Below are 5,165 nucleotides of genomic sequence, written 5' to 3'. Positions count from 1 at the left end.
AAATCATCCCCCGGCAATACGCCCTGCACGCCAAGAAACACCAGTTTGTCATCGGCCGTATAGCCAACCACACGATCCTGGCCAAACGCGCCATTGAACAGAAACGTATCCGCCCCGCCGCCCGATTCCAGCAGGTCATTGCCCGCACCACCGACAAACACATCATTGCCCGCGCCGCCGAGCAAATGATCGTTGCCCTCAAGGCCAAACAGCCAGTCGCCGCCGGTATGCGCCTTCAGTGTGTCAGCGCCGGCCGTTCCTCTAACGCTCGATTCATAAGCGGTGAGGTTACTGCCGACTTTCAACCCCGTGGCCGTGACGCTGTGCAGCACGTCGTCCTTGAACACGCCCCAGAGAAAACCCGGCTCTTTGCTGACGATGCTGCCAATGTCACGGGTGATGCTGATCCCGCCGTTGGCATCGCGGATGTACAGGTTGCCAGCGCCGTCGTTGGCAAAATCAAAGCTCTTTACCGTCTGCTGCAAGTCGAGGGTGTTGCTGCCCTGCCCACCCAAAATGATGTTGTACCCGCCGCTGTCGCGGAAGCTGTCATTTCCGGCGCGCCCCTCCAGATAGTCATTTCCGCTGCCGCCCTGGATCAGGTCGTTGCCGTCACTGCCGATGATGAACGTGCTGCCCTTGTGGGTTTCGGCGTTGCGGTTGAGGTCTTGCACCCAAGTGTTGGCCCGCGCCGGGTCGGACAGGTTGGCGACGATGATCGTCGAGTCGCGGCTGGTCAGGTCGTAGAACTTCGATTCCAGCACGCGGATCATGCCGTCGCCGTAACCGGTGGGCAGGTGCGAAATCCACGTCGGGATATTCAGGATCGAATACGGCAGCACGTTCCAGGCGTTCGAGGCGTAGTGATCGTTGAAGCTGACGATGTTGTCGGTGGTCGATGCGTGAGGCGCGTCGTGCACGCCCACCGAGGCACTGCTGAAGGTCGAACCGTCGAGGGCGCGAAACACCGGGTCGTTTTCGTAGCCGATATTCAGCACCTTGTCGCCGCTGCTTTGCGTCGGCGAGGCGTAGGCGATGTAGTTGGAATCAGCGAAAAACCCGCCCCACTTGCCGCCGCTCAGATCGGCCATGCTGTTCACCGCCAGACCGCCAAGGCTGTGACCGCTTACCAGCACATCCTTGCCGCTGAGGCCGTTGGCCCGGGCGAATGCGACGACATCGTTGAGCAGATTGCCAAAGGCTTCACCGACGTAGTTTTTCGCGTAATCGGCCGGGCCGAACGCCGCGAGCAGATCGTTGATCACGTCGCCAATCGAATCACCGATGAGGATTTCGCGCGGGCCGCTGGTGCCGCGAAAGGCGATACCCAGTTCCGTGAGGTGACCCTGAGCGTCGTACTTGCCGAGGATTTCCACTTGTGCGCTGGTGTAGCCGGCCTTCTCGCCGAAGAACGTCCCGCGTGCGTCGATCTTGCCTTCATAGCCCAATTGCGCGGCGCTGATCGGTGTCCAGCCGGCCTTCTGTACGGCCTCGAGGGCGAGCTTTTCCGAATCGGGATTCCACGGGATACCGGGGATCACCCCTTGCGAATCGGTGCCGCCAATCAGCGCGGTAACCAGCGTCGCCGGCAGACCGAGGCCGAAGCCGTTGTGCTGGTAACCGGCGGCGAAGCCGTTATCGAGGTTGTGATAGGAATACAGCGTGATCGCCATGGCATCGCTGAACAGCGCCTTGGAATCGGCTGTGCCGAAGTTCTTGTAGTCGTATACACCCATTGCCATTGCCTCTCATGTTGTTGGAATTGTCAGAGATAGCTCACAGCCAGAGCGCAGGGCTCCGGAGCATTTCATTTGTCGTTCAATGGTCCCTCAAATGTCATGTGTACGCCGTACCTGTGGGAGCGAGCCTGCTCGCGAAGGCGGCAGCACATTCAACATCACAATCGCCTGAACCAGCGCATTCGCGAGCAGGCTCGCTCCCACATTTGGATCTTCTGCACATTTGGATTTTTGTACTCGAACAATCCCATGAGCAGCGCTCCCTTTTCTTGAAAAACCGGCAGCCCGAGAAGCGCTGCCGGTTACGCCTCAGAACTGCCAGTCGAGCGTCAGACCGACTCCGTGATCTTTCTCGTTGGAGCCGATCAAACCGTTGTAGTCGAGGTTGACCCGCACGTCGCGATTGAGCGCCAGCCCGGCGCGCACGCCGACCACGGCAGCGTCACGATCCATCGACACGCTCTGCACGGTGAACGCGCTGTTGCCGTTGGCGAAGGCCAGATGGCTGTCGGCATCGACGCTGCTCAGGTTGTGCTGCCAGCCGAGGCTGGCGCCCAGTTCCAACTGATGCTTATCCGACAAGGCGAAGCTGCGCTTGGCGCGCACGCCGAGGGTGGAGAGCACCACGTCGCGGTTGTCTTCGCCACCCTTGAGCGCGGCAGCGTCACCCTTTTCGGTGAAGCTGTCGGTGTTGAGGTGAACGTAGGACAGATTGGCGAACGGCTCCAGGTTCATCGGTTGCAGGCCCAGGTCGTATGCGGCCTCGGTGAACAGTTGCGCGGTGGTCGCGTCACGTTTGGTTTTCTGTTTGCCGCTGACATCGCCGAACTGCAGATCACGCTTCACATCGATGCGATGCCAGCTGTAGGCGCCGCCAACGGTCAGGCGCAACGCGTCGATTTCATGGCCCAGATACGCACCCAAGTGGTAGCTGTCGACCGACGCCGACGAATGCGTGCCGCTGCCCATGCTCAACGAACTGTCGCTGTAACCGGTGACGAAACCGAGACGGGTATCTTCAGCAATCAGACCGTCGACACCGGCCAGCAGCCCACCGATGGAGCTATTGGAATCGGCATTGTCATGGCCGCCATCGCTTTCACCCCACGATCCCAGCACCTTGACCCAGACGTTGCTGCGCTCATCAGTCGGCGCATCGGCATTGAACAGATCACGCTCACGCAGGCGCTCGCCGACGGCTTCGCGCAGGTAGCGGCTGTCGTTGATCAGCAGCGTGCCGATGGCCGGGTGAATCTCGCCGGACAGCTGTTGAAAGGCCTGCTGCGCCGACGCCGCGTTGGGCGACAGCAACAGGGTTTCGAACAGTGCATTGCCCGCGCCCAAACGCTCGGCGGCAGCACCGACGGCGCGCTGGTTCGGCGTCAGACCGACGCTGGCGAACGATGCCTCATTGCGCCCGACCGCCAGCTGGATGCCGCCCGCCGAGTAATCGAGGGTGCCGCCGAGGAAGGCGTAATTCGGCAAGACCTGCCCGAAGCGCCCTTCAATGCCGCCCGCCGCTTGCAGAATGTTGTAGCGGGTGCCGAGCAGGCTTTGCACTTCGCCGGTGCTGAGCAGGGTCGGGCTGTTTTCCAGTGACAGGCTCACCGTGGCGCCGTCGATGACGGCTTTGCCGCCCGCGACGATCTGGTCGCTGCTGGTCGGCGACAGCTCTACGGCATAGGTCGAACCCGGCGCGAAAGTCACGTCACCTGCCACATTCAGGGTGCCGATGGAATTGCCCGGTGCCACCGTACCGCCGCTGCTCACCGCCAGCGCGCCGATGCGGCCATTGCCGCCGAGGATGCCGCCGTTGTTGACGGTGACCGCCGATTGCAGCGAACCGTTGATGGCCAGACGGCCCTGATTGACCAGGGTCGGGCCGCTGTAAGTGTTGTTGCCGGTCAGCACCAAAGTGCCGATGCCTTGCTTGGTCAGACCGCCGTGGCCGCCGATGTCGTTGCGCCAGGTGTCGAGGCCGCACGTGATGTCGCTGCACACGCGTTCGGTCGGTTTGCCCTGATCGATGATCGCGCCGATGCCCGGCAGATCGGCGACAAACTGGCCGGAACCGTAAGCGCCCTGCACGCGGAACTCCTCGGGAATGTCCTGCTCGGTGACGAACATTGCCGGGCCGTCGATGGCCTTGCGCAGGTTGATCATGCCCCAGCCGTACAAGGCGTCGATGCCCGGTGCGCCGAGGTCGGTCGCAGTGGTGCGCAACACGCTGGCGACCTGATCGCCGGACATATACGGGAAGCGCTCCATCAACACCGCGATGGAACCGGCCACGTGTGGCGCGGCCATCGAGGTGCCGTTGTAGTTTTTGTAGCCGGTGGTCAGGTTGTCGGCGTTGGTACCTTCGATGATCGAGCTGTAGATCTTGGTGCCCGGCGCCGACACGCAATAACTCGCCGTATAGCCGCAACGCGAGGAGAACGTGCTGATCACGTAGGGATTGGCGCTGGCGGTGTCCGGGTTCTGCTGCAATGCGGCGACGGTGATCCAGTTCGGCGCGATGTCCGGAACGAAATAACCGAGGCCGGCAATGGCATCCGGGTTGTTCAGGTTGTAGTCGTTGCCGGCGGCGAAAATGGTGACGATGCCGCTGCGTGCGGCGGCAATCGCGCCGTCGTAGGCGCCGCCAGGCTTGGTGCCGAGCAAGGTGCGGATTTCGTTGAACTGCAACTGCGCGTCGTTGACGGTGAAGTGCGGATACGCCGGATCGCGGCCGCCGAGGTCGAAGCGGTCGGTGATGCCGATGCCCCAGCTGTTGTTGATGATCCGCGCACCGCTGGCGATCAGCGCATCCCAACCGGCCTTGTACACCGCGCCGTCGTTGCCACGCACGATGCCATCTTCGGGGCCTGGGTCGCCGTTGTCGGCGCTGATGATCTGCGCACCGAATGCGACGCCGTGCATCACCCCGCCGTCGCGACTGCCCGCCGCGATACCGCCGACGTGGGTGCCGTGGGCGCCGAGCTTGCCGTCGGAGCCGACCGAGGGCGAACCGTCATAGCGGAACGCGTCGCCGGCTTTCACCGGAATATACGGGTCGGTGTATTCGCGGATACCGCTGGTGACCAGGGTGACGACTTTGTTACTGCCAGAGAACTCCGGATGCGCGGCGTAGACCGGCTGATCGAAGATGCCCAGTTTCACGCCTTTGCCGGTGTAGCCGGCGGCGTAGGCGTAATCCGCGCCGATCGCGCCCAGGCCCCAGTCGGCCTTGAATTCATTGCTGCGCCAGCTCGACGGATCGCCGCTGCGGCCGTTTTCCACGTAAGGCGCTGCCTGCGCCATCGCACTGGCACAGAGCATGGCGACTGTCAGGGTTTTCAGGGCAAAGCGGCCACCCGATTGCGCGGGGGTATTGTTGTTATCCATCCACGACCTTCCTTAGTGATGTTGCGAAAAATCCGGTTG

2 protein-coding genes are annotated in these 5,165 nt (G+C 62.3%); both read right to left on the bottom strand.

Annotation, left to right across the window (positions count from 1 at the left end; genetic code table 11):
* Positions 1–1,736, bottom strand: a 1,736-nt coding sequence (locus D6877_RS24940) for a polyurethanase (protein ID WP_130912426.1), incomplete at its 3' end; no start/stop codon positions are given.
* A gap of 312 nt (positions 1,737–2,048) precedes the next feature.
* Complete coding sequence (locus D6877_RS24930) at positions 2,049–5,126, bottom strand: autotransporter serine protease (RefSeq protein ID WP_130912422.1); 3,078 nt, start codon at positions 5,124–5,126, stop codon at positions 2,049–2,051.
* Between the last annotated feature and the right edge of the window lie 39 nt (positions 5,127–5,165).

It is taken from the genome of Pseudomonas sp. Sample_9, assembly GCF_004307535.1.
GTDB lineage: Bacteria > Pseudomonadota > Gammaproteobacteria > Pseudomonadales > Pseudomonadaceae > Aquipseudomonas > Aquipseudomonas mercuritolerans.
This window is presented reverse-complemented; position numbering and strand designations above follow the sequence as displayed.

Bases quoted from the DNA above. Each gene is read 5' to 3' on its own strand.
- D6877_RS24930 (WP_130912422.1), bottom strand. From the start codon at position 5,126: ATGGATAACAACAATACCCCCGCGCAATCGGGTGGCCGCTTTGCCCTG.